This is a genomic window from Enterobacter cloacae complex sp. S2, from assembly GCF_015159675.1.
Classification (GTDB): Bacteria; Pseudomonadota; Gammaproteobacteria; order Enterobacterales; family Enterobacteriaceae; genus Enterobacter; species Enterobacter intestinihominis.
On record NZ_JADDTS010000110.1, the window covers coordinates 1 to 968 of the forward strand.

Here is a 968-nt window from a genome sequence, read left to right on the forward strand (position 1 = left end):
TTCTGAGAAATGTTTCCGTAGGAAGTTTTATTGAAATCAAGAAAGGATTTATGAGCCTGATTGGCAAAGTGGAATCAGAGAGACTCATTGAAGAAAAACATCCTTCTGGCAGTGGCAGCGATGCTTGGCGTTATCGTCGCTACTTGACGGCCACGTTAACGGGATACATCGACCGAACGAGAGGTTTCGTTAGCGGGTCGCGTGAGCTACCCCTCATAGGTAATGAGGCCTTTGTTGTTACTGAAGAGATGGTAAAGACGGTACACCAGATCGCGAAAGAGGGCGAAACGGTAATGTCTTTCACTCGAACAGATCTTGAAGATATAGAAATCTCGTTACCAGTCAATGGCCTCATAAATTCTCATATTGCAATTTTTGGCAACACTGGCAGTGGGAAATCCAATACACTTGCAGCACTTTATAAAGCTGGAGTCGCTCAGATAAAACCGATGCTGGGTGACAGTTTTAATGAAAAGTGCCGATTTATTCTCTTCGACTTTAATGGCGAATATACAACGCAAAATTGTATTACTGATGAGAAAACGGTTTATAACCTGAACACACACCATGCTAATGGCAATAAGCTTCCACTTCCTAAAGAAGTACTACTTGAACATGACATGCTTTCTGTTCTGACTGATGCGACGGATAAGACCCAAAAACCTTTTTTAAAACGTGTTTTGGAATTCCAGTCCGAAGTTATGGGGTCTGATAATGCTCTTGAATACATGAGGAATGTGCTAAAGAAAAAAATAAAGCAGAACTTGTTTAGTGGTGATAAGATAAAAAGTGAAGCAATAAATGCAATGTTTAGTCCGATCTTCTGTGACGATCCAGAACTATTATCTGATCTTGAGTTTCACTCAGGAGGCTCAAAATGGAAAATAAGAAACGAACGGCACTATTTCAACTCTGAAATCGATGTGGAAAGATCTTATATCTACTCTAAAGACTGCTCTTTTAATTTT

Annotated in this window: 1 protein-coding gene; it reads left to right on the plus strand. The window is 40.0% G+C overall.

Annotation, left to right across the window (positions count from 1 at the left end; all coding sequences use genetic code 11):
- Positions 1–50: 50 nt before the first annotated feature.
- A partial coding sequence (locus tag IPZ49_RS22990; protein WP_227754141.1) for a helicase HerA domain-containing protein occupies positions 51–968 on the plus strand: 918 nt, incomplete at its 3' end.